Here is a 24,158-nt window from a genome sequence, read left to right as displayed (position 1 = left end):
ATATAGAAAGACTAGGTGCGGCTGATTAAGGTGCTGACCAATATTGCTGCGAGGCACAGAAATGCCAGGGCTGATGCAAGTTTGACGGTTAGGTCTACTATTGCCTTTACACGGTCGGCTTTGCCTAGATCATTACCCAATTCTCCCTGTTTGCGAAACGGCACTGACCAGGTTGACGAGGAGGCGGGGACAAAAGGCTGGTAAGCCGTCTGCATTTCCCTGACCACGTTCTGATCAGATGTCGTTGCCTGCGGATCAGGCAAGGGATTTATTGCGGTATGTTTGGGCTCTGGAACAATCCCAATTTCTTTGGGCACAAAAAATTTGGGTGCGATTTCTTCGGCATCCCCGAGCAGCCGTGCGGCTTCTTTGCTGTTCGTAACGCCCAGTTTTTGGCGGGCATTGCGCAAATGTTCATTGATCACATTGGGGGTGACATTAATTTCGCGTGCGGCCGTTTTGGCATCAAATCCGCGCAGGATTAAGCGAAGAGCAACCTTCTCTTTCTCGCGTAATTTATGAATTCCTGGATGCCCCATAGCCGAATCATAGGACAAATTTCGATCTGGCGCAAAGCAGAAATACTCAATTTATTCACTATGTTATCGATAGTATAAATTGAAATTATCCAACTAAAATTGTAACGTGATGTATTGGCAGTGCACTGGTTCGTACAAAGAAGCGTCGGCTTGCCAACTATACCTTCATCTTGTTGAGTGTCGTGGTGCACGACATCGCCAAACAGCTGGTCCGGTGGCTCCGGTTTGGCACTGACGATTGTGATCTGCGATCCATTGCCCCGTCATTCAACTTCTGCTGATGTTGGATGGGCTGTAAGCGGAGCGCGTCAATTGTGGATCCGATGGCGGATCAAGCAAATCAATCGCTTCGCTGATCCGAATGGCAACAATGGGAAGCGCCAATGCATCCGCTGCCGCCAAACACGCTTGTAGCGCTGCCTGCAAGCTTTCGGGATCGGTCATCTGGTTTTGCATTATCGGGTATCTGGTTCCATTGTTTCTAGAACAAACACGTCATGGTTTATGATAAGTTTAGAATAATCTGGCCATGGCGGCGACAATGGCGGCTGCATCAAGGCCGTGATGACGATACAGATCCTCCAGATTTCCGGTTTGCCCAAAACTGTCTGTGCCAAGCGGGGCCACACGCTGTCCCCGGACGCTGCCGAGCCACGACAAGCTGGTTGGCGCTCCATCCAGCAAGGTTACCAGCCTGGCGTCGCGCGGCAGGGCGCCTAACAAATGTTCAACATGCGATTTGGGCGCGTTCCTTTGGCTCTTCTGGCTGGCACTCCATCCCCGTTGCAGAAGATCCGGCGAAGTAATGTTAAGCAATCCAAGGCCCGGTAAATCTTCGATCATCATGTCCCATGCCGCCATGGCTTCTGGTGCGATCGCGCCGGAGAAAATGATCGCGGCATCGGTTTCGGGGCCGGGCTTTTTCATCCAGTAACCCCCGGCAATCGCGCCTTCCTGCCAATTCTCGTCATCGCGGTCGACCTGTGTGATGCTGCGTGTCGTCAGCCGGAAATAGACGCTCTCGCCGCCATCGCTGGCGGGCGCCTGCATGATCCGGAAGCCTTCCTCCATCAGTACCGCGAGTTCGTCGACAAAAGCCGGTTCATAATGGCGCAGCCCGGGCTGTCCCATGGCGATGAGCGGGGGATTGATCGATTGATGCGCTCCGCCCTCTGGCCCCAGCGTGATCCCTGATGGCGTAGCGACGAGCATGAAACGCGCATCCTGGTAACAGGCATAATTCAAGGCATCGAGGCCGCGGGCGATAAACGGGTCGTAGACGGTGCCGATCGGGATGAGCCGCTCGCCGAACAGATCACCGGCCAGGCCCATGGCCGTCAGCATCAGAAAAAGATTATTCTCGGCGATCCCCAGCTCGATATGTTGTCCGGCGGTGTCGCCGCCCCATTTCTGGGCCGAAGGCACGCGCGCGGTGCGGAAGACATCTTCGACCATTTGTCGGCGAAACAGCCCGCGTTGGTTCACCCAGGCACCCAGATTAGTCGAAACCGTGACGTCGGGCGAGGTGGTGACGATCCGATTGGCGAGTTCAGCATCGGATTTTGCCAAGGCGAGCAAGATTTTGCCAAAGGCGGCCTGGGTCGACTGGTCATCGCCTTCCGGTGGCGCAATGGCCGGAACGCCCACGCTGGATGGCTGTGCGTTTTTAGTCGTCGCAATCGGGCAATTCTCGACCGTTGCCTGCGCGGCTTTTTCCAGATTATCGCCCATGCCGGACCAGAGGTTCCATTCCTCACCGGCAGCGATACCCAGATCATCTCGCCACGCTTCAATCTGGTTGCTGTTCATCAATCCGGCGTGATTATCCTTATGGCCTGCCAGCGGCAAGCCATAGCCTTTGACCGTATAGGCGATGAACATGGTCGGCACATCATCCTGTGCCTGATCAAATGCCTGGGTCAAGGTTTCCATGCAATGGCCGCCAAGATTGGTCATCAATCTGGCCAATTCCCGGTCGTCCCGCTTCTTGAGCAGCGCTTTGATGCCCGGGACGGATCCGATATCCTTCAGCAACCGCTCCCGCCAGGCGGCACCGCCTTGATAGGTAAGGACAGCAAAATCGGCATTGGGACTGTTGTCGATCCACTGTTGCAGGGCATCGCCCCCGGCTTCCTGGAAAGCGGCGCGTTGCAGGGCGCCGTGCTTCAATGTGATGACGCGCCATCCGCAGGTTTCAAAAATATCATCAAAGCGGCGGAACATGCGGTCTGCGGTGGTCGAGTCGAGCGATTGCCGGTTATAGTCCACGATCCACCAGCAGTTTCGGATCTGATGTTTATAGGCTTCAATCAGACACTCATAGATATTGCCCTCGTCCAGCTCGGCATCGCCCATCAAAGCGATCATCCGCCCGGCATCTTCCTCCGGCATGGCCTCATGCGCGATCAGATAATCCTGCACCAGGCTGGCAAAGGCGGTGACCGCGACGCCCAACCCGACGGATCCAGTCGAGAAATCAACCGGAATACGATCCTTAGTGCGGCTCGGGTAACTCTGGGCCCCACCAAAACCCCGGAAATTCTCCAGTTGCGCTTGCTCCTGATTGCCAAGCAAATAGTGGATCGCGTGCAGTACCGGGCCGGCATGGGGCTTGACCGCTACCTTGTCCTTTGGGCCCAGCGCATGAAAATAGAGCGCTGCCATGATCGCGGTAATCGACGCGCAACTGGCTTGATGGCCGCCAACTTTGAGCCCGTCTTCGCTTGCCCTGATATTATTGGCATTATGGATGGTCCAGGACGAGAGCCAGCGCAGGCGTTGCTCGAGGCTGTCGAGGATTTCCAGATGGCCCGGTTCGGGTTGGTCATGCTTCGCTTTTGATGCCATTTTTTCTTTCAAGCTCGCGGACTTCGCTGCCCATTTCTTTAGTCGCAATCGGATCGCCGACCCAAGCTATTTCCGACCTCATCCGATCTGGATACAGAATATTTCTGCTTCACTCACTATTGGTAAGACCGTTGGCCGGAGCAAGGCACCAAAACTGTCAAACCGATCACCAGATGATCAAAAACCGGGCTTGGGAGTCGAGAATTAACTATCTTCTAAACTTGCGGTTCGGCTGACCGTTCTTCTTGTCAACTTCCATTCCCACCTCATGACAGGATCAATTTCATGACATCTTTTTCCGACCAGGCCCCTGCAGGCTTTGCCGACCGCGCTGCGGCAGCCGTTGCCATATTGGCCGGCAAAAAGACAGGGAAGGATGTGCATCCCAGAGAATCCGTCCGCGTTGTCAAGCAACCGAAAGCCATTCAAATCCTGGATTTTCTCGATAGCGTAGGTCTCGATGAAACGCCTGAAAACTACAATTTCGGATGGGAATATTATTTCGGTTCGCAACTCACGTTCCGGCAGACGGTGGACAAGGCGCTCTCCCGTGAAGGCAAATTGACCAACATCCGGGCGAAAGAGGTGATGGCTGAATATTTCAGCCTGATGAGCGCCGAAACGCTTTCCGAGCTCATTTCCAACGGTGACAAAATTCTCCACGAAGGTGGTCAGGCGATCCGTCAAAGCCATCACGATACCAAGGCCTACAGTTCTGCCTTGCAGGAAAAAGTCGACGAGATTGAAGTGAAACCGGGCGGCGAATCGGTGCATTTTACCGCTCTGATCGAGTTGACCAAAACAATGGCAAAGCAGGCCTATAACACCCAGGAATTGTTGCAGAAGAAAAGCGAAAGCCTCGTTGAAATGCGCAACCAGTTGAACGAGGCGACCAATCGCGCCGAGACCGACCAGTTGACCGGCTTGCCGAACCGCTGGGCGTTTGAAAAGCATCTTGCCGATGCCGTGAAATATTCGCGGGAAAATATCGAGCCGCTGTCTGTGGCGATTGTCGATGTGGATGATTTCAAGGTCGTGAATGACACGCATGGCCACGATACCGGCGATCGTGTCTTGCGCCGCATCGCGGAATCGCTGAACAATCTGGCTGATACGCATTGCCATGTTGCGCGCCATGGGGGTGAGGAATTTGTCATCTTGTTCAAGGGACAGACGACCGAAGAAGCGTTCGAGAAACTTGATCGCGCCCGCTTGTCTTTGTGCGAACATGATTTCGTCAATCGAGAGAATAGCCAGAAAATCGGACAGGTCAGCTATTCGGGCGGCATTTCCGAGCTAAATGGCGATGGTGATGCACGGACGATGCTGCGCCGCGCGGATCGCGCGCTGTATGACGCCAAAGAGGCTGGCAAAAACCGGATCCACATCAACAATGTTGGGCAGGAGGAAGAACCGCTTTGAGCGGACTTCCGCGCTGAAAGCACCGGAGTTCCGGTGCGTGCAACCGATCAAATTCTCGAGAGGAAAAACCAATGAGTGCCTATGATTTTGTCGTAATCGGTAGCGGACCTGCGGGACGACGGGCGGCCATTCAAGCTGCCAAACTTGGCAAATCAGTGCTCGTGATTGATGATCGTCGTAGTGTTGGTGGCGTGTCCGTGCATACCGGCACGATCCCGTCCAAGACCTTGCGCGAATCCGTGCTGAACTTGACCGGTTGGCGAGAGCAGCAGTTTAACAGCCGTTCGGCCAATACCGCAGCGGGAATTACCGCCCAGGCCTTGTCGCATCGGTTGAACAAGACGCTGGACCATGAGATTGATATTCTCGAACAACAATTTGCCCGCAACAAGGTGAGAACATTGCACGGCCGGGCCAGCTTTGAAGGCCCAAATTTGCTGCGGATTGATCGCCGCGAATCCGATCGCGAAGCCTTTGAAATGGTCGAAGCTGGCCACATCCTGATCTCGGTGGGAACCCGCCCGTACCGGCCCGATTATGTGCCGTTTAACGGAACGACGGTCCTCGACAGCGATGCCATTATCAAAAACCCCTATATCCCCCGCAGCCTGACCGTCATTGGTGCGGGCGTGATCGGCATTGAATATGCAACGATCTTCAGCGCCATGGATGTGCCGGTGACCTTGATCGAACCGCTGGATAATTTCCTCGGCTTTGTCGACCGGGAAGTGATCAACAATTTTACGCAGCAATTGCTGGACCGGGGCATGTCCATCAGACTGGGCTGCAAGGCGGACAAAATCGCGCTGGACAGCAATGACAATCCGGTCGTGACCCTTGAAGACGGGCGCATTGTCCGGTCTGAAATGCTGCTCTTTGCCGCAGGACGGATGGGGGCCACGGCATCCATGGGTCTCGAAAAAATCGGCCTGGAGACCGACAGTCGGGGACGCTTGGCCGTTGATCCACGGACTTTGCAGACGAGTCAGCCCCATATTTATGCCGCCGGCGACGTGATCGGTTTCCCGAGTCTGGCATCAACTTCGATGGAACAGGGACGGATTGCGGCGTGCCATGCTTTCGGGGCACCGGTGGCCAAAGCGCCAGCCCATTTCCCCTATGGCATTTACGCGGTACCGGAAATCTCGACCATCGGCTTGTCCGAGCAACAGGCAAAGGACGAGGGCATTTCCTATGAGGTCGGTATCGCGCGACTGCGGGAGACATCGCGTGGCCATATCATGGGGCTCGACAGCGGTATTCTCAAATGTATCTTCAATCTGAAAACCGGCGCGCTGCTCGGTGTTCATATCGTCGGAGAGGGCGCGACCGAACTGATCCACATCGGTCAGGCGGTGATGAACCTCGGCGGTGGCATTGACTATTTCATGGAGAATACCTTCAATTATCCCACGCTCGCCGAAGCCTATAAGGTCGCGGCCCTGGATGCCTGGAACCGGATGCCCGAGTGCAAGCCGGCAACCGTGACCAAGATCGGAGACGGCAGCAAAAGCAAGGCTGTTGCCAAACGGGCAGCCAAGCAAAAATCCAAAAAAGCCGCCTGATTGATCGGCCGTTAGCCGTGCGAAAACCCGAACGGGGTATTCGCCTGGCGAAAATCATCCGACAGAATCTGGCGACCGATGGGCGGGGCCGAACGGGCCCGGCAATCGGTGCGATGGCACAGCCGGCAGGTCACCCCGATCGGCGTTGCATTGTCCGGACTGATGTCGCTGCGATTGCGCGTGTAGATCAGTTTTTCGGCATGCTCCGCAGCGCAGCCCAAGGCGATGGCGCGTTCCACCCGATCGGTGCCAAAGGCGCCGCCGCCGGCAGTGACCGTGCGGGCAATCGAGAAAAACCGCTCGCCGTCCGGCAATTCCAGCCATTGGGTGACGACTTGTCGCGGCGTGCGAAAAGCCTGATGAAGCGACCATAAGGGACAGGCGCCGCCATGCCGGGCGAAGGGGAAGCCTGCGCCATCGAGGCGCTTTGACACGTTACCGGCCGGATCGACGCGGATGAAGAAAAACGGCACGCGCTCCTCACCAGGCTTTTGCAGCGTCGTCATGCGATGAGCGGTCTGTTCGAAGCTCGTGCCAAATTGCCGCGCCAGCGCTTCGACATCATAGTGGCGGGCCTCGACGGCTTTAGCAAAGGCCGAATAGGGCATTAGGATCGCCGCCGCGGCATAGCTGGTCAGCGCCCGCCGGGTCAGCCGTTCGCCGCTTTCCGTGGTGAAGGTCCCGTCCTTCAGAACATCATCAATTTCGCTATGCAGTTCGAGATAGGACAGTTGGAGGGCCAGCTGAAACTTCTGACTGGCGGTGTCGAGCTGATCATCGAGCAGGATCTGGCGGCGATGCCGATCGAGGCGCCGGGTTGCCCCCATCATGACCTCGGACGGTATGCGCCGCAATTGCAGGCCATGTTTGGTCTGCAGATGGGCGACCATGTCCTGCTGACCGTCCAGTCCGGCCGCTAGCCGTTCGGCGGCATCGTCAATATTGGAAAAGCTGTTGCGCCGCGCTGCAAGAAACCGCCGGGCCTCGGCCACTGGATCGGCCGTATCCGCCGCCATCTGGTCCGCGCTGTGCACCGTCGACCCTCTGTCCGCCAGCGCGAGCTGTTCTTCGCGATAGGCCGTATAAAGCCGCAAAATAGCTTCGGTAAAGCCGGGGTAGCTGGTGGCCACGTCGGCGGTTTCCAGTTGCGGAAAATCGATGTCGGCGAACATCGGGTCCTGCAACACGGCTTCGAGGCGGGCGGTATATTCTTCCCCGCCGTCGCCGGCCAGCTCCGCCATATCAATCTTGTAGGTCCGGGCGAGGCGGAGCAACATATCCGCTGTGAACGGGCGCTGGTTGCGCTCGAGCAAGGCGACATAAGAGGCCGAAATCTCGAGATCGGACGCCATATCGGCTTGCGTCAGGCCAAGATCACGGCGCAGTCGTTTCAGGCGCGGTCCCATGTAGACGGGGCGTTCGCTGGACATTTTTCATTCGACTCCGGTTACTTGTAAGAACCTTACAACATTACAAGAAGAATTTGTAAAGCGTTACAGTTCAACCACGCGCCGCTTTATTTGTGCACCTGCGAAGGTCTAGGTCAGGGTCATTCAATCAATTCATGATTCGCATTGTACCGAAGGAGTTTCAGAATGTCCTATCAAGAGCATATTACCCGTACCCAGGATTTGATCCAGAAGCAGAATGGCACCTGGGACGGCATCGACGCCGAAGCCGTCGCGCGGATGCGTCTGCAAAACCAGTTCCACACCGGCTTGGATATCGCGAAATATACCGCTGCGATCATGCGCAAAGACATGGCTGCTTATGATGCTGATCCATCCAACTACACCCAGTCGCTGGGCTGCTGGCACGGGTTTATCGGTCAGCAAAAGATGATCTCCATCAAAAAGCATTTCGGTGACACCAAAGGCCGCTATCTCTACCTGTCGGGCTGGATGGTTGCGGCGCTGCGCTCCGAATTCGGTCCGCTGCCGGATCAGTCCATGCATGAAAAAACCTCGGTGCCCGCGCTGATCGAAGAGCTTTACACCTTCCTGCGTCAGGCTGATGCCCGCGAACTCGGTGGTCTGTTCCGCGACATTGACGCAGCGCGCGACGCCGGTGATGTGGTCACCGAAAAGCGCCTGATGAACGAAGTAGAAAACCATCAGACCCATGTTGTTCCGATCATTGCCGATATTGATGCCGGTTTTGGCAATGCCGAAGCCACCTATTTGCTGGCCAAGAAGATGATCGAAGCCGGTGCCTGTGCCTTGCAGATCGAAAACCAGGTTTCCGACGAAAAACAATGTGGCCACCAGGACGGCAAGGTTACCGTGCCGCATGAGGACTTTCTCGCGAAGGTCCGCGCCTGTCGTTATGCCTTTCTCGAGCTGGGTGTCGAAGATGGTATCATCGTGACCCGGACCGACTCTCTGGGTGCCGGTCTGACCAAACAGATTGCCGTCAGCAACGAGCCAGGTGATCTTGGTGACCAGTATAACAGTTTCCTCGATTGCGAAGAAATTGATCCGGCGACCGCACAAAATGGCGATGTCATTCTCAATCGCGATGGCAAGTTGATGCGGCCCAAGCGTCTGCCGAGCAACCTCTTCCAGTTCCGCGCTGGCACCGGCGAAGACCGTTGCGTTCTCGACTGTATCACTTCGCTGCAGCATGGCGCCGATCTGCTGTGGATCGAAACCGAGAAACCGCACGTTGAGCAGATTGCCGGCATGGTTGACCGGATCCGGGAAGTGATGCCGAACGCGAAGCTGGTCTATAATAACTCGCCGTCATTCAACTGGACGCTGAACTTCCGCCAGCAGGTCTATGATGCCTGGGCTGCAGAGGGCAAAGACGTGACCGCCTATGATCGCGCCAATTTGATGAGCGTTGAATATGATGCGACCGAACTGGCTGCCGATGCAGACGAACGGATCCGGACATTCCAGGCTGATGCCGCCAAGCGCGCGGGCATCTTCCACCACCTGATCACCCTGCCGACCTATCATACCGCGGCACTGTCGACCGACAATCTTGCGAAGGAATATTTCGGCGAACAGGGCATGCTCGGTTATGTCTTGAACGTGCAGCGTCAGGAAATTCGCCAGGGCATTGCCTGCGTGAAGCACCAGAACATGGCGGGTTCCGACATTGGTGACGATCACAAGGAATATTTCGCTGGCGACGCGGCTCTGAAAGCCGGCGGTGGCGAGAACACGATGAACCAGTTCAGCTAAGCCTGAACCTCCTGTTTGAACGCAAGAGCGGCCCGTGAACCTGTTTCGCGGGCCGCTTTTTTGTCGCGCCTTGTTCTGCGCAAGGCACCGGACTATAGCGGTCGCGGGACGCCGCAGAATTTTGGACGAGGATGGGGGCCGGTATGGCGGACATTTTTATCAGCTATTCGCGCAATGACCGCGATCGGTGCACAGCCATCCGGGATCATCTCGAAGCGCTGAAGGTCAGTGTATGGTTCGATGCGGGTATCGCTGCAGGCTCCTCTTTTGACCGCGAGATTGAACGCGAAATTGAAGCCGCCAAGGCTTTGCTGGTGCTGTGGAGCGAAGATTCCGTCCAGTCCGACTGGGTGCGCAACGAAGCGCGCACCGGCAAGGAACGGAGCGGTCTGATTGCAGTGCAATTGTCCGAATGCCAGTTGCCACTGGAATTCCGGTCGGTTCAGGCGGAAATTCTGGCCGAAGGCGCTGAAGGCACGCAGGACCCGGTGTGGCTCGGCATTTTGGCCCGGATCGGCGAATTGCTCGAGCGGCCCGGACTGGTCGACTATGCCCGCTTGCAGGATGGCGCGGATACCGCCGAGTGGAAGACCTGGCTCAATCGCTTTCCGGGTGATCCGCTGGCTTCCACGGCGATCGATCATATCATTGCACAGGCAACACCCGACACCAGCCAGCAGCTCGCCAGCGAGCGGGCCAAGCGCAGCGCGATGGAAGCGGAGCTCGCCGAGTTGACGGCAGCGTCCAAGGCGCAATCGGGTGAAGTGGCGAGCAATGCACGGGAACTGGTACGCTTGCGCCGGGAGCTTGACGAAGCGCAATCCGGCCTGACAGAAGCGGAGTCCGAACTCGCACGCTATCGCAGCGCTTCCGGGGCGAAATCCGGCAAGGAAAGCAGCGGACTGGCGGGACTGGGAATCGTCCTTGAGGACAAGGTGGCGCTCTATGTGACCGGCTTGCTGTGGGTGGTTGCGATCCGGTTCATCTGGGAGCCGCTCAATCAGTTGATCAAGGGCTATGGCGGGCTTGGCGACGTGTTCTGGATCGTCTTCGGCATAATTGCGCTGGCGGCACCGGCGGCTCTGATGACGATCAAGATCCTGCGCAAACGCAAGGCCAATGCCGAAACGACCGATGCCATGGGTGCGGATTAAGCCGACCGATCATCCCCGACTAGAATGGATTGAGCGTATAGCCCTGCTGCTGCAACAGGGCATGAACGGTCATTGCCGACAGTGACATTTTCACGCCCGGCAACAGCTGATCCTTGGCGATGCCATGATAGGCCGCGCTCTGGCCGCACAGATAAATGGTGACGCCGTGCTTTTGCAATGCAGCAATCGCGGCGCTGCTGCCATTGGCCGCTCCGTCGCGCTTTGCGGCATAGAAGGCCGCCTGGGTCAGGTCAAAGGACGCGCCGCCATGCACGACAATCGCGAGCTTGATCTGATCCCGCGGGACACCGGCTACAACGTGCATGTTGATAAACCGCGCGGCGGTCTCGAAGCTGCGGTTGAGTGTGCCGGGATCGGCGGCCTTGGCGACGTCGAAGCTGACTCGGAACACCGTATCCGGGGACAGCGCATCGTCGCTGTCGACGCTGGCAACCGGACCAAAATCGGTAAAAACCGGACCGGTCGAAAAACTGGCGGGCTGGGCCAGCAGCGGCGCGGAAAGCAGCAAAAAGGCGGAAGCGAAAAGAGCGCGAAGGAAGGTCATGAAAATTCCCGTGATCGGAGTGACTAGAGACCGAGTTGCAAACCGTGCAATCGTGACAGCCATCTTATCAAGCGTCTTGCCATTGTGAAAGGCCGGCGCGTTCGCTAGATCAGTCCGGACAAATACACAATCCGATCCACCCAAAAGGGGGCATTGTTGATGTTTGAATCCTGGGACGCCATTTTGCTGGCCCGTATCCAATTTGCTTTCACGGTCAGCTTTCACTTCATCTTTCCGGCTTTTTCCATCGGTCTGGCCAGTTATCTTGCGGTTCTCGAAGGGCTGTGGCTGAAAACCGGCAAGCAGGTTTACATGGACCTGTTCAAATATTGGCTGAAGATCTTTGCGGTGACTTTTGCGATGGGAGTCGTGTCCGGCATCGTGATGTCCTATCAGTTCGGGACCAACTGGTCGGTCTTTTCGGACAAGGCCGGCCCGGTCATCGGGCCGCTCATGGCCTATGAGGTGCTGACCGCCTTTTTCCTCGAGGCCGGTTTTCTTGGCGTCATGCTGTTCGGGATGAACAAGGTCGGCAAGAAACTGCACTTTACCGCAACCTTGATGGTCGCCATCGGGACGTTTATTTCCGCCTTCTGGATATTGAGTGTCAACAGCTGGATGCAGACCCCGGTGGGCCATGAAATCGCCGCCAATGGTCAGTTTGTACCGGGCGAGAGCTGGTGGCCCATCGTGTTCAATCCGAGTTTTCCCTATCGACTGGTGCACACGATTATCGCCGCCTATCTCACCACCGCTTTTGTTGTCGGCGGGGTCGGTGCGTGGCATTTGCTGAAGGACAAAACCAATGTGCATGCCCGCAAGATGTTCTCGATGGCGATGTGGATGGCGGCCCTGGTTGCACCCGTGCAGATTTTTGCCGGCGATCTGCACGGACTCAATACGCTGGAGCATCAGCCGGTCAAGATCATGGCGATGGAAGGCCATTTTGACAGCCATCCCGACGGAGCCCCGCTGATCCTGTTCGGTATTCCCAACAGCGCGGAAAAGCGCATCGACTATAAGCTCGAGATCCCCAAATTGGGGTCGCTGATCCTTAAACATGACCCGGATGCGCCGATGGACGGGCTCGACACGGTGCCGGATGCAGACGAACCGCCGGTCGGGATGGTATTCTGGTCGTTCCGGATCATGGTCGGCATCGGCTTCGCGATGTTGGGCTTGGGCCTGTGGAGTCTATTCGCGCGGTGGCGTCGCAAACTCTATGACTGGCCACTTTTGCACCGCGCTGCGATCGTGATGGCGCCAACCGGTTTTGTTGCGGTCATTGCCGGCTGGATAACAACCGAGGTTGGGCGACAGCCGTTCACGATCTACGGACTGCTGCGCACGGCCGAGAGCGCATCGCCATTGGCGGCTCCCGCTGTTGCGGCCTCTTTGATGGCGTTTATCATCGTCTATTTTGCGGTTTTCGGGATTGGCACCTGGTATATCATGCGGTTGATGAGCCAAACGCCCAAAACTGGCGAAAAGGGCGTCAAGGCCACGGAAAGCGGACCGGTCCGGACGGCGGGCATTACACCCGGGCCAGCGCAGAAAGACGGGCCAGGCCGTGATCCTCAAGTCGAGCCAGCGGAGTAATATCATGGATCTGACCGTCATCTGGGCTTTCATCATCGCCTTTGCCGTTTTTGCCTATGTCGTCATGGACGGCTTTGATCTGGGCATCGGCATCTTGTTTCCCGCCTTTGCCGTGGGCGAAGACCGCGATCAGGCGATGAACAGCATCGCCCCGGTCTGGGACGGCAACGAGACCTGGCTGGTGCTCGGCGGCGGCGGTCTGATGGCGGCTTTCCCGCTGGCTTATGCGGTCATCTTGCCGGCAACCTATCCGCTGATCATCATCATGTTGCTCGGCCTGGTGTTTCGCGGCGTGGCGTTTGAATTTCGCTGGCGCGATCCCGACCATCGGGCCTTTTGGGACTTTGCCTTTACCGGCGGGTCGTTCGCGGCCGCCTTTTCGCAAGGCATGATCCTCGGCGCCTTGTTACAAGGTGTCGATGTCGCCGACCGTGCCTATGCCGGCTCCTGGTTCGACTGGTTCACGCCTTACACGCTGTTGACGGGAGTCGGCACGGTCGCCGGCTATGCGCTGCTCGGGGCGACGTGGTTGATCTGGAAGACAGAACATGGCGCGCAGGACATGGCCTATCGGCTGGCCAAGCCCGCTGCTCTGGCGACGCTGGCGCTGATGGCGGCCGTCAGCTTGTACACGCCGTTTCTTGATGCCCAATATTGGACCCGCTGGTTCGAAATGCCGAACATCCTGTTCGCTGCCCAGGTGCCCTTGCTTGTATTGATTCTGGCCTATTTCCTTTTCAAAGGCCTAGCCAGAAAATGGGAAGCGTCGCCCTTTCTGATTTCTCTCGGCCTGTTTCTGCTCGGGATGGTGGGGCTCGGGATTTCGATGTTTCCCTATATCGTGCCGAACCAGATCACGATTTGGGACGCAGCGGTCCCCGAAAGCAGCCAGATATTCATGCTGATCGGCGTGGTGATCACGGTTCCGCTGATCCTCATCTATACCGGCTGGGCCTATTGGGTGTTCCGCGGCAAGGTCGGCCATGAAGGCTATCATTGATGGTTGAGCCGGATTTCTCAGACGCCGAACAGGCCCCATTATGGCAGCGATTGGGCTGGATGGTCCTGATTTGGGGGATCAGCATCTCGGTGCTGGGCGTTGTCGCTTATATCCTGCGTCTGTGGATCGCATAAACATGGCCCTTTAGCGCAACAACGCATTGAATAGCCTGTCGCTTTGCGCCAGACTGTGCGTCCTTGTTGTAAAGAAGGACTCGCTTTCATGAAAACCCGCGCCGCCGTGGCCTTTGAAGCCAAGAAACCGCTTGAAATTGTCGAGCTTGATCTGGAAGGCCCCAAGGCCGGGGAAGTGTTGGTCGAAATCATGGCCACGGGGATCTGTCACACCGATGCCTATACGCTCGACGGCCTCGACAGCGAAGGCAAGTTTCCCAGCGTTCTGGGTCATGAGGGCGCCGGAATTGTGCGCGAAGTGGGGGCCGGGGTTTCATCCGTTGCCGTGGATGATCATGTCATCCCGCTTTACACCCCGGAATGCCGGCAGTGCAAATCCTGCCTGTCCGGCAAAACCAATCTCTGTACTGCGATCCGATCGACCCAGGGGCAGGGCGTCATGCCCGACGGCACCAGTAGAATGTCTTACCGCGGTGAAGCCATTTACCACTATATGGGATGCTCTACCTTCTCGAATTTCATTGTCGTGCCCGAAATTGCGGTCGCGAAAATCCGCACCGACGCGCCGTTTGACAAGAGCTGCTATATCGGATGCGGCGTGACCACAGGTGTGGGTGCCGTCACCAACACAGCCAAGGTGGAGCCGGGCTCCAATGTCATCGTGTTCGGACTGGGCGGCATTGGCCTCAATGTGCTGCAAGGGGCCCGCATGGTCGGAGCCGACAAGATTATCGGTGTCGATATCAACCCCGAGCGCGAGTCCTGGGGCCGGAAATTCGGGATGACTCATTTCGTCAATCCGGGCGCGCTGGATGGCGATGTTGTAGAGCATCTCGTCGCACTCACTGACGGCGGCGCCGACTATACGTTCGACTGTACCGGCAATACCGACGTCATGCGCCAGGCGCTGGAATCCTGTCATCGCGGGTGGGGCGAGAGCATTATCATCGGTGTGGCAGAAGCCGGCAAGGAAATCTCGACCCGGCCTTTTCAACTCGTCACCGGCCGGGTCTGGAAAGGCACAGCCTTTGGCGGCGCCCGCGGTCGGACCGATGTGCCGAAGATTGTCGACTGGTATGTGAACGGCAAGATCGAGATTGATCCGATGATCACGCACACGCTTACATTGGACGAGATCAACAAGGGCTTTGACTTGATGCATGCGGGGGAAAGCATCCGGTCAGTGGTGGTATTCTAAGTCACCATCGCAATTTCTACACACCCGAACATTACCAACCAAGGAGAGAATTTATGTACAGCCACATCATGGTCGGAGCGAACGATATCGAAGCTTCGAAGAAATTTTACGACGCGACTTTGGGCGCCATGGGATATGGACCCGGAACGCCCGACGACAAGGGTCGGATATTCTGGTTCACCGAAACCGGTATCTTCTCGATCAGCCCGCCAATTGACGGCCAGCCTGCGACTTGCGGCAATGGCAGCACTGTCGGTTTTGCGGCCAAGGATCCGGCTACTGCCGATGCCTGGCACGCTGCAGGACTGGCCAATGGCGGTACCACCATCGAAGATCCACCGGGTGTGCGGGAAGGCGGCCTCGGCAAACTTTATCTAGCCTATTTGCGGGATCCGTCGGGCAACAAGCTGTGCGCTTTGCATCAGATGAAATAAGCTGATTTCCAGCGCTATGGAAACCGTATCAACCAACCGGGCTTTCGGCGGAGTGCAGGGCGTTTATCGCCACGCCTCCGCCGCGACACAGACCGCCATGACATTCGCGGTCTATGTCCCGGATCACGCCGAAGGCACGCGCCTCCCGACGCTCTGGTATCTTTCGGGGCTCACATGCACCCATGCCAATGTGATGGAAAAGGGCGAATATCGGCGGCTGGCCAGTGCGCTCGGCCTGATCATCATTTGCCCGGATACTTCCCCGCGCGGAGAGGGTGTGCCGGATGACCCCGGCTATGATCTGGGGCAGGGTGCCAGCTTTTATGTCGATGCCACCCAGGAACCATGGGCCGAGCATTTCCAGATGCGCCGGTATATCGAGCAGGAGTTGCCGGAACTGGTCGCCGAGCATTTTCCGGTTGATCCATCACGCCAGGGCATTTTCGGCCACAGCATGGGCGGGCATGGGGCGTTGACCTGTGCGTTGCGCAATCCGGATGTCTACAAGAGCGTGTCGGCCTTCGCCCCGATTGTGGCGCCAAGCCAATGCCTGTGGGGCAAAAAGGCCTTGGGGCGTTATCTGGGTGAAAACAAAAAGGCCTGGAGGGACTATGATGCCTGCGCGCTGATCGAAGACGGCGCGCGGGTCACGGACATCATGATCGATCAGGGGCTCGATGATCAATTTCTCGACGAACAGCTCAAACCGAATTTGCTAGTGGCGGCTTGCGAACAAGCGGCTATCCCTCTGACCGTCAATCAGAGGACGGGGCATGATCACAGCTATTTCACAATCTCGACATTCATGGATGACCATTTGCATTGGCATGCGGAGCGCTTGTCGTGAGCGCTGAAGCAGAAGATATTGAACAGGTCCGTGAGGCGGTACGCGCACTATGCGGCGATTTCCCGGGCAGCTATTGGCGCGAAAAAGATCGCGCGCGCGCCTATCCCGGAGAATTTGTCGACGCGTTAACCGAGGCGGGTTTTCTGGCGGCGCTGATTCCCACCGAATATGGGGGCAGCGGTCTGGGTCTGACCGCGGCGGCCGCCATATTGGAAGAAATTCATCGCAGCGGTTGCAATGCGAGCGCCTGCCATGCGCAAATGTATATCATGGGCACCATATTACGCGACGGCAGCGCCGCCCAGAAACAGCAATATCTGCCCTCGATTGCGACCGGTGACCTGCGTCTGCAGGCTTTTGGTGTTACCGAACCTGGTAGCGGGACCAACACATTGGGATTGAAAACGACGGCCGTACGCGACGGCGATAGCTATGTCGTGAACGGCCAGAAGGTGTGGACCAGTCGCGCGGAATATAGCGATCTGATGATATTGCTCGCGCGGACAACCCCGCAGGATCAGGTGGAGCGGCGCACCGATGGTCTGTCTGTATTTATCGTCGATATGCGCGAAGCGGTTGGTAATGGTCTGACGATCAAGCCTATTCGCACGATGATCAATCATTCCACCACCGAAGTCTATTTCGATGACTTGCGGGTGCCGGCGGACAATCTGATTGGCGAAGAGGGCAAGGGGCTGCGCTATATCCTCAACGGCATGAATGCCGAGCGCGTGCTGATCGCAGCGGAGTGTATTGGTGATGCCCGCTGGTTTACCGAGAAAGCCTCTCATTATGCCAAGGAGCGCGAAGTTTTTGATCGTCCGATCGGTCAAAATCAGGGCGTCCAATTTCCGATCGCCAGAAGCTATGCGCAAACCGAAGCGGCTGATTTGATGGTGCAAAAAGCGGCGCGTCTGTTTGATGCCGGAGAACCGATGGCAGCAGAAGCGAATATGGCCAAGATGTTGGCGTCCGAAGCGTCCTGGGCAGCGGGCGAATCCTGTATGCAGACCCATGGCGGGTTCGCCTTTGCGGAGGATTATGACATCGAACGCAAGTGGCGGGAAACCCGGTTATACCAAATTGCGCCCATCTCCACCAATCTGATTCTGTCCTATCTGGCGGAACATGTGCTTGGCCTGCCGCGATCCTATTGATGGCGTCGGGGCGGCTGTCTCGTTTTGGGAATGCGGAAAGAGCTGGTGGTGCATTTTGAACTCAACTCTGTCATGATAATAAGATACGTATGATTTCACCAACCCGCAAGCGATCGGCACCGCGATGACGGCAAATATCATTGGCTTGTTGAACCCGCTCCTCATGGTGATGATGAGCCTGCTGTTTCTTGGGCTGTGGTGGGTTCAAAAGCACCGGAGCTATATCCGCGCCATCGCCGCAGGCTATTTCGCGTTGGGCGCAGGAATGTTCGTATCCAATATTGGTTTGTCTGCAGCCGACATTTGGCATGTTGTGGGCACCCATATCTGCTACTCGATCGCTGTCATATTGATGGTTTGGGCGGCGTGTAGTCGGGCTGAAAAGCCAAGCCATATCATCTTTGCACTGGTGCTCGTGATCGGCGTGACGCCGCTTTTGATGTGGATCCATGCCACGAGCGAATGGGCCAATTTGCGGGTCATTCTGGCCAATATCGTCTATGGTACGATCCTTCTGATAGGGGCCAGGAGCCTCTGGACGAACCGCCAGACCAGCCGCCTGGATTTCTGGCTGTTCGTTGCGTTTTTCCTGATGGCATTCCAATCTCTCATTCGGCCGGCGATTGTTTTCGCGCTGGAAGGGGATCTGGCCAATACCGAATATCTCCACTCGACATATTATTCGGTTCTCAATGTCTTCATGGCGGTTTTTGCAACCGGGCTCGCGCTGGCGTTGCTCGCGATTTGTATTTCTGACTATTATCAGAAATCGCCGGCAAAAGCGGTCAAAGCGAAGAAATCCGAGTGCGTGGATGCCGTGGACGAGAAGGTCCGCAAGCTGGAGAATGTCATGCAAGCCGGTATTCATCGTCAGCATGATCTCACCATTGGGATGCTCGCCAAAGCGGCGGGCATGCCGGAATATCAGTTGAGCCAGTTGATCAACCAGACAATGGGATACAAGAATTTTCGCGAATTCCTCAATTCCTATCGATTGCAGGAAGTGAAAGCCGCGCTTTCAGACGCGGCGCGCGATGGCGAACCGATAACGACCATTGCCTTTGACGCTGGCTTCAATTCGATCCCGTCCTTTAATCGGGTTTTCAAATCGGAATTTGGTATTGCCCCTTCCGCCTATCGCGAACAGAAAGTGGTGCAAAGAGAAACGTCCTGACCGTGTTCGGGCACTTCTCATTTTTCCAAAAGCGGATAATTTTCGAGATTTGAGAAGACGTATCAATATGTATCAGCTTATGCCGCAAGCCGTCCATTGGGGATTTGGGTGAGGGAAAATATTGGGCGATCAAGCGGACAAAATTGATCAATTGCGGCGCGATCTCGAGCTGTCCCTGCAAGCTGCGGATGACCTCGGTGCGCGCATGACAGCGATCCGGATAATGGAGGCCATCGAAGCGCTCGACTCCGGTACCGTTGCGAAGGACAACCTGGAAGCGATGCAAAGCTGATCCCCACACTGGGTGGTTTTCTGCGCGCCGCCTTTGGACGACGCCCTCATTTTTTCCGAATAGTCTTGGAATTTAATATCCCAGCGCCTGCCCATCTTTCCGCATCTCGGTAGCACCGGTATAGACGCCGGTATCCGGATCCCGGACGAGGGCCTGATAACCACCAAACATGGCGCCGTTGCTGATGACCTTGACCTGGTGCCCCATGGCTTTCAGCCGCTTGATCGTTGCCTCCGATATGCCGGGCTCGACATGGAGCGTGCCCAGCAAATCGGCGCCCGTGCCTTCCAAATCCTGGGTGGGTTGGCGGCCCCCATCATGATTGAGCCGCGCCGCATCGCCAGCTTCCTGCAAGTTCATGCCATAGTCGACCATGTTGATCATCACCTGAACATGCCCCTGCGGCTGCATGCCGCCGCCCATCAGGCCGAAGGACATATAGGGCTTGCCGTCTTTTTTCATGAAAGCGGGAATGATCGTCTGAAACGGTCGTTTGCCTGGTGCATAGACATTCGGATGGTCGGGATCGAGCGAATAGAGTTCGCCGCGGTCCTGAAACATGAAGCCGAGACCATCGGCAACCAGGCCGCTGCCCATGCCGCGATAGTTGGACTGGATCAGCGACACCATCATACCGTCCTTGTCGGCAACAGTCAGATAGGTTGTGTCGCCTTCGCCCTCGAGCTTGGGTTCGCCTGGTCCGAACGCTGGTGATGCCTTGGCGGGATCGATCAGGGCAAAACGCTCTTTCCCATAGGCATCGGACAACAGCCAGTCGAGCGGCGCGGGCGACATGTCGGGGTCGGCATAGAAGCGCGCAACATCTTCAAAGGCGAGGCGCTTGGCCTCGGTGATGTAGTGCAGCACTTCCGCGCTGCCACGCGGATATTGCGCGAGATCGATATTCTTCAATATGTTTGCCATTTGCAACGCTGCAAAGCCCTGGGAGTTCGGCGGCAATTCACAAAGCTCATAGCCATTGCGATAAGTGACGCAGCCCGGATCAACCCATTTGCTGCTATGCGCCGCCAGATCTTCATAGCGCAGATTCCCGCCGATCCGCTTGAAGTAGCTGTCGATCGTCCGAGCTATTGCGCCTTTGTAGAAAGCATCGCGGCCGCCCGAGGCGATGGCGCTCAGCGTATCGGCAAGATCCGGATTCTTGAAGATTTCACCGGCTTTCGGCGCGCCATTGGCGAAGTAGGTGGCCCGCGCATTGTCAAACTCCCCAATCATCTCAAGGCTTTGTTCAAAACGCCTGAGATTGCTCGCGAAATAATAGCCGATAACCGGCGCGACCGGATGGCCCTCGCGCGCATAGGCAATGGTCGGCGCCAATATGTCTGCCATGCTGAGCTTGCCAAATTTGCCATGCATTTCAAACCAGCCGTCAACCGTGCCGGGAACCGTCACCGGCAGGGGACCAAAAGGTGGGATGGTTTTGCGGCCATCCAGTTGTTTGACAAATTGCTTGTAGGATGTGCCCATCGGGCTTTTGCCGGATCCGTTCAGGCCATAAAGTTTCTGCGTCTTGGGATCCCAGATGATCGCAAACAGATCGCCGCCAATACCATTGCCGGTTGGCTCCATCAGTCCGAGAGCCGCATTGGCGGCAATCGCCGCATCGACGGCATTGCCACCCTTTTTCAGAATATCGATCGCTACCTGGCTGGCCAGCGGATGGGCGGTCGCAGCCATGCCATTGGCGGCGTGAACGGGACTGCGCGACCAGGCTTCGCCCACCGGACGACCACCGCCACCGATCTCCAGAGCCGGTTTCGTCGCGGCATCCGCGTTGTCCTGAGCCGAGGCCGGTAAGGGGGAGAGGGTCAGTGCTGCGATAGCAAGGCAGGCGGACATGCGCATAATAAGTTCCAAAACTTGTAAGATTGATGCGCCACCTTACCCACATCAGGCAAAGCATCAAGCCCATCCCTTGCGCACGCTGCTTGACTTTGTTGCAAATGCGCCTATGTTGCATCGCAGCAAAGGCAGAAATCTGTCTGGCGAGAGTTCTGCGTGAGAGATGCACAGTGTATCTCGAACCTATCGCCTTCATTGCTTCTCATTTTCCGGCAGCCTGATCACGCGGGTCGTCTTAACCGACGGCGAACGCGCGCATGAGTTTTTCTCGTGCTGCGCCCACTGGCTGCTTATTTTAAGGTATTATTTTTGACCAAATTTTCTGATTTCGCGCTGGCGGAACCGATCCAAAAACGTGTGGCCGATGGCGGTTACACGACGCCATCCCCGATTCAGCAGCAGGCGATCCCGCCCGCGCTGGAAGGCAAGGACATATTGGGCATCGCCCAAACCGGCACCGGCAAGACCGCTGCGTTCTCGCTGCCGTCCATCCATCATCTGCTGAAGGACAAGCGCAAGGCTGGCCGTTTTGAATGCCGGATGCTGGTCCTGGCCCCAACCCGCGAACTGGCCCGGCAGATTGCCGACAGCATGGTAACCTATTCCAAGGGTCTTGGCATGTTCGTGACCTCCGCTTTTGGTGGCGTTCCGATCAACAAACAGAAACGCGTATTGGAACGTGGTGTCGACGTTCTCGTTGCGACACCGGGGCGCTTGCTTGACTTGATCGACCGGCGCTTCCTGACGCTGGACAAAGTGGAAATCCTGGTGCTCGACGAAGCCGATCAAATGCTCGATCTGGGCTTCATTGTGCCGCTCAAGAAAATTGTTCCAATGCTGCCCCGGCAGCGCCAGAGCCTGTTTTTCTCGGCGACCATGCCCAAGACCATTTCGCAGCTGGCTGACCAGTTCCTGACCAACCCCGTGCAGGTCTCGGTTGCGCCGCAATCAACCACCGCCGAACGGGTGGACCAGAAGGTTACCTATATCAACCAGGACGATAAACAGCGTCTCCTGAAGGATTTCATCAACAAGGAAAATCCCGATCATATGCTGGTCTTTACCCAGACCAAACATGGCGCGGACAAGGTTGTGAAAAATCTGATGGCGGTCGGTATCCATTCCGCAGCCATCCACGGCAATAAAAGCCAGCCACAGCGCGAGCGCGCTTTGGGTGACTTCAAAAAGGGCAAGATCAACATTCTTGTTGCTACGGATATTGCGGCACGCGGGATTGATGTTGATGGTATTACCCATGTCATCAATTTTGATATGCCGAACGTGTCTGAACAATATGTCCATCGGATCGGGCGGACCGCCCGTGCCGGCGCTTCGGGTATTTCTTACTCGCTGGTCGCGCCAGACGAGCGTCAGTTCCTGCGAGATGTTGTAAAGCTGACGGGTGTGAAACCGGAAGTGATTGCTTTGCCGGAAGGTTATGATGAACCGGCACGCGAAGAAGTCGCTCCGCGAATCTATGGTCAAAAACCAAAAAAATATGGCGCCAAGCCAACCCGCGGCGGTCCTTCCAAGAACAAGCATAGCGCCCGTAAGGGACGCCCCGGCGGCGGTGGCAGCGGTCGCGGTGGCCCTGGTTCAAAGAGCAAAAGCGGCGGCCCCAAGCACTGGAACAATGCTGCCAAGTCCTTCAAACGGCGCGCCAATCGCAAGGCTGATGCTTGAATAATCTGGCCATTGCCGCAAGGTGCTTCCGGTGCCTTGCGGCAAAGCTAGAGAGAATCGACCAGGTCCGTTGATGTGATATCGAATTTGCTAGAGCGATTGGGTGACAAGACGCTGCATCGACAGGTGCGGCGCTTTGTGGTTGTCAGCGCGACCAGCGCCTCGATCACCCTTGGTATCCCGATAGCGCTCCATGAAATCGGCAATATTCCCGAGAAATGGGCGGTGCTGGTCGCGTTTATCATCGCCTATCTGGTGAACTTCGTCTCGCTCCGGCGGGTGGTGTTCAACAGCGCCAAGTCGGTGCGCGAGGATTTTGTCAAATTTGCGTTGAGCAGTCTGGCGTTTCGATCGGCCGAATATGGACTGTTTCTGGTGCTCAACACCATCTTCCATATTCCCTACATCATCGCGTTGTTCGTTATCCTGCTGACCTCAACTCTTATCAAGTTTTTCTGGTATCGACGGCTTTTCGACACGGCCGGTACGGTCGATAATATCCGCCCTTAGCTTGGCGTTATTGTCTTCGAGATAACGCAGCTTTTCCAACGTCATTTCGATCAATTGGCGATTATGGTTGATCAGGTCTGCCATCATTCCAAGAATGAAGGTCAGGATACCGATGATCAATAGCGCAGAGCCGATCACCAGCGACTGAATTTTCCCTTCGCCGGAAACGAACAGGTAGAAATAGAGAAACCGGATCATCGGGATGGTGCCGATCAAGCCGATGATTAGACCGAGCGTCGTGAAAACCCGCAACGGCTGATACATGGAGTACATCCGGATCAGCGTCGTGCCCGATCGTTCGATAAACCGGAACACGCTGTTGAAAAGCCGGGATTCTCTGGTTTTCGGATTGGTACGGATGGGGACGCTTTTGAACGCGATTCCCTTTTTGCCAACCTGGATCAGCATCTCGATGGTGTAGCTGAACGAGGACACGATATTGATCTTGAACGCTGCTTCACGAGAAATGGCGCGAAATCCGCTGACTGCGTCGGGAACATCGACATCCGAAAAGGTCCGTACAACCCAGCTGCCAAAACGCTGGAGAAACTTTTTCCCGGTCGAGAAATGCGCAATCGTACCGGTCTGGCGATCGCCGATGGTGATATCGGCTGATCCCTCCAAAATGGGCTGCACCAGCTTTGCGATGTCGGCGCCACAATATTGATTGTCGCCGTCGGTATTGACGATGATATCCGCCCCCAATTGCAGACTCTTGTCCAATCCCTTGCGAAAGGTGCTCGCCAATCCGAGATTGCGCTTGTTGCGGATGATGTGATCGACGCCGAGCTTTTCAGCCAGCGCAACCGTGCCATCTGCCGAACCATCATCAATGACCATGATCTCGATAGTCTTGATCCCGTCAATCGCTTTGGGGATATCGGCAACGGTCTCTTCCAGCGTGCCCTCTTCATTGAAACACGGTATTTGAACGATCAACTTCATTTTCTACCCCATAGCCCCGTCTATTGCACAGGAGGGGTAAAC

22 protein-coding genes are annotated in these 24,158 nt (G+C 56.4%); 15 read left to right on the top strand and 7 right to left on the bottom strand.

Going from position 1 to position 24,158, the window contains the following annotated elements; translation table 11 throughout:
• Nucleotides 1-11: 11 nt before the first annotated feature.
• The 3 genes from ACZ1GS_RS12030 to ACZ1GS_RS12020 form a co-directional block, all read right to left on the bottom strand.
• Entirely contained in the window at nt 12-539 is a 528-nt protein-coding gene (locus ACZ1GS_RS12030; RefSeq protein WP_472695426.1) for a helix-turn-helix transcriptional regulator, read from the bottom strand.
• 267 nt (nt 540-806) lie between these two features.
• Nucleotides 807-983 carry a hypothetical protein gene (locus ACZ1GS_RS12025; protein WP_472695425.1) on the bottom strand — a complete coding sequence of 59 codons (177 nt, stop codon included), beginning with the start codon at nt 981-983 and terminating at the stop codon, nt 807-809.
• A 69-nt stretch (nt 984-1,052) separates the two neighbouring features.
• Entirely contained in the window at nt 1,053-3,386 is a 2,334-nt protein-coding gene (locus ACZ1GS_RS12020) for a transketolase (protein ID WP_472695424.1), read from the bottom strand.
• 285 nt (nt 3,387-3,671) lie between these two features.
• On the opposite strand from ACZ1GS_RS12020, the gene ACZ1GS_RS12015 reads away from it, so the two are divergent.
• Nucleotides 3,672-4,808, top strand: coding sequence for a GGDEF domain-containing protein (locus ACZ1GS_RS12015; protein WP_472695423.1), 1,137 nt, complete (start codon nt 3,672-3,674; stop codon nt 4,806-4,808).
• A gap of 71 nt (nt 4,809-4,879) precedes the next feature.
• A complete protein-coding gene (sthA, locus tag ACZ1GS_RS12010) occupies nt 4,880-6,373 on the top strand; it encodes a Si-specific NAD(P)(+) transhydrogenase (RefSeq protein WP_472695422.1) in 1,494 nt (497 codons plus the stop codon).
• 11 nt (nt 6,374-6,384) lie between these two features.
• On the opposite strand, the gene ACZ1GS_RS12005 is transcribed toward sthA, so the two are convergent.
• On the bottom strand, nt 6,385-7,803 hold the full coding sequence (locus ACZ1GS_RS12005; protein ID WP_472695421.1) for a helix-turn-helix domain-containing protein: 1,419 nt from the start codon (nt 7,801-7,803) through the stop codon (nt 6,385-6,387).
• Nucleotides 7,804-7,968: 165 nt separating this feature from the next.
• On the opposite strand from ACZ1GS_RS12005, the gene ACZ1GS_RS12000 reads away from it, so the two are divergent.
• Both ACZ1GS_RS12000 and ACZ1GS_RS11995 read left to right on the top strand, forming a co-directional pair.
• Nucleotides 7,969-9,561, top strand: a complete 1,593-nt coding sequence (locus tag ACZ1GS_RS12000) for an isocitrate lyase (RefSeq protein WP_472695420.1) — start codon at nt 7,969-7,971, stop codon at nt 9,559-9,561.
• Nucleotides 9,562-9,704: 143 nt separating this feature from the next.
• On the top strand, nt 9,705-10,715 hold the full coding sequence (locus ACZ1GS_RS11995; RefSeq protein WP_472695419.1) for a toll/interleukin-1 receptor domain-containing protein: 1,011 nt from the start codon (nt 9,705-9,707) through the stop codon (nt 10,713-10,715).
• A gap of 19 nt (nt 10,716-10,734) precedes the next feature.
• On the opposite strand, the gene ACZ1GS_RS11990 is transcribed toward ACZ1GS_RS11995, so the two are convergent.
• A complete protein-coding gene (locus tag ACZ1GS_RS11990; RefSeq protein ID WP_472695418.1) occupies nt 10,735-11,280 on the bottom strand; it encodes a DsrE family protein in 546 nt (181 codons plus the stop codon).
• 159 nt (nt 11,281-11,439) lie between these two features.
• On the opposite strand from ACZ1GS_RS11990, the gene ACZ1GS_RS11985 reads away from it, so the two are divergent.
• From ACZ1GS_RS11985 to ACZ1GS_RS11945, 9 genes are all read left to right on the top strand, one after another.
• A complete protein-coding gene (locus ACZ1GS_RS11985) occupies nt 11,440-12,879 on the top strand; it encodes a cytochrome ubiquinol oxidase subunit I (RefSeq protein WP_472695417.1) in 1,440 nt (479 codons plus the stop codon).
• A gap of 4 nt (nt 12,880-12,883) precedes the next feature.
• On the top strand, nt 12,884-13,879 hold the full coding sequence (gene cydB, locus ACZ1GS_RS11980; RefSeq protein ID WP_472695416.1) for a cytochrome d ubiquinol oxidase subunit II: 996 nt from the start codon (nt 12,884-12,886) through the stop codon (nt 13,877-13,879).
• Complete coding sequence (locus ACZ1GS_RS11975; RefSeq protein ID WP_472695415.1) at nt 13,879-14,013, top strand: DUF2474 domain-containing protein; 135 nt, start codon at nt 13,879-13,881, stop codon at nt 14,011-14,013. The genes cydB and ACZ1GS_RS11975 overlap by 1 nt, the downstream gene beginning before the upstream one ends.
• An 88-nt stretch (nt 14,014-14,101) precedes the next feature.
• Nucleotides 14,102-15,211 carry an S-(hydroxymethyl)glutathione dehydrogenase/class III alcohol dehydrogenase gene (locus ACZ1GS_RS11970; RefSeq protein ID WP_472695414.1) on the top strand — a complete coding sequence of 370 codons (1,110 nt, stop codon included), beginning with the start codon at nt 14,102-14,104 and terminating at the stop codon, nt 15,209-15,211.
• Between the two features lie 53 nt (nt 15,212-15,264).
• Nucleotides 15,265-15,645: a VOC family protein gene (locus ACZ1GS_RS11965; protein ID WP_472695413.1), complete on the top strand. Its 381-nt coding sequence runs from the start codon at nt 15,265-15,267 to the stop codon at nt 15,643-15,645.
• A gap of 16 nt (nt 15,646-15,661) precedes the next feature.
• Nucleotides 15,662-16,492, top strand: coding sequence for an S-formylglutathione hydrolase (gene fghA / locus ACZ1GS_RS11960; RefSeq protein WP_472695412.1), 831 nt, complete (start codon nt 15,662-15,664; stop codon nt 16,490-16,492).
• The gene (locus ACZ1GS_RS11955; RefSeq protein ID WP_472695411.1) at nt 16,489-17,649 is read left to right on the top strand and encodes an acyl-CoA dehydrogenase family protein; all 1,161 of its coding nucleotides are present in this window, start codon (nt 16,489-16,491) and stop codon (nt 17,647-17,649) included. The genes fghA and ACZ1GS_RS11955 overlap by 4 nt, the downstream gene beginning before the upstream one ends.
• A 124-nt stretch (nt 17,650-17,773) precedes the next feature.
• A complete protein-coding gene (locus ACZ1GS_RS11950) occupies nt 17,774-18,823 on the top strand; it encodes an AraC family transcriptional regulator (protein ID WP_472695410.1) in 1,050 nt (349 codons plus the stop codon).
• 121 nt (nt 18,824-18,944) lie between these two features.
• Complete coding sequence (locus ACZ1GS_RS11945) at nt 18,945-19,115, top strand: hypothetical protein (protein WP_472695409.1); 171 nt, start codon at nt 18,945-18,947, stop codon at nt 19,113-19,115.
• Nucleotides 19,116-19,187: 72 nt separating this feature from the next.
• Here ACZ1GS_RS11945 and ggt read toward each other — a convergent pair whose 3' ends face one another.
• On the bottom strand, nt 19,188-20,981 hold the full coding sequence (ggt, locus tag ACZ1GS_RS11940; protein WP_472695408.1) for a gamma-glutamyltransferase: 1,794 nt from the start codon (nt 20,979-20,981) through the stop codon (nt 19,188-19,190).
• Between the two features lie 306 nt (nt 20,982-21,287).
• Here ggt and ACZ1GS_RS11935 point away from each other — a divergent pair, with 306 nt between their 5' ends.
• Together ACZ1GS_RS11935 and ACZ1GS_RS11930 are read left to right on the top strand one after the other, a co-directional pair.
• Nucleotides 21,288-22,661, top strand: coding sequence for a DEAD/DEAH box helicase (locus ACZ1GS_RS11935; RefSeq protein WP_472695407.1), 1,374 nt, complete (start codon nt 21,288-21,290; stop codon nt 22,659-22,661).
• A gap of 87 nt (nt 22,662-22,748) precedes the next feature.
• Entirely contained in the window at nt 22,749-23,171 is a 423-nt protein-coding gene (locus tag ACZ1GS_RS11930) for a GtrA family protein (protein ID WP_472695406.1), read from the top strand.
• Here ACZ1GS_RS11930 and ACZ1GS_RS11925 read toward each other — a convergent pair.
• Complete coding sequence (locus ACZ1GS_RS11925; protein ID WP_472695405.1) at nt 23,097-24,116, bottom strand: glycosyltransferase family 2 protein; 1,020 nt, start codon at nt 24,114-24,116, stop codon at nt 23,097-23,099. The two genes, ACZ1GS_RS11930 and ACZ1GS_RS11925, sit on opposite strands and share 75 nt — an antisense overlap.
• Nucleotides 24,117-24,158 lie beyond the last annotated feature (42 nt).

The sequence above is a fragment of the Parasphingorhabdus sp. W113 genome, assembly GCF_055693205.1.
This window is presented reverse-complemented; position numbering and strand designations above follow the sequence as displayed.